This window comes from Dellaglioa sp. CoH-55-MRSF-8 (assembly GCF_056782195.1).
Genome location: NZ_JBXAYH010000248.1, coordinates 1 through 243 on the forward strand (window position 1 = coordinate 1; position 243 = coordinate 243).

1 protein-coding gene is annotated in these 243 nt (G+C 64.2%); it reads right to left on the reverse strand.

What is annotated here, in order from left to right; translation table 11 throughout:
* A partial coding sequence (locus AC1RPW_RS08640; RefSeq protein ID WP_481769553.1) for a hypothetical protein occupies positions 1-243 on the reverse strand: 243 nt, incomplete at both ends.

Here is a 243-nt window from a genome sequence, read left to right on the forward strand (position 1 = left end):
GCCGTGGTGCCAAGTGTGTCGATACTGTCGTGGCTGAGCGGTGCCGGCAGCGCAATCACCCGATCGAACTCGCCCCAAACGTCGCGAGTCCTAGTCATCAACAGGATGTACTGGGGTCGAGACCTAAGGAGGTGTGCCCGCAGCGGTAGCAGGTCCGGTCGTCGGCGCGTGAGGTCGGGGCCAAAGAGGATCTCGATCGCGTCGGCCGCGCGGCACGTCTTGTAGAGCGCGTCGAGGTTAGTG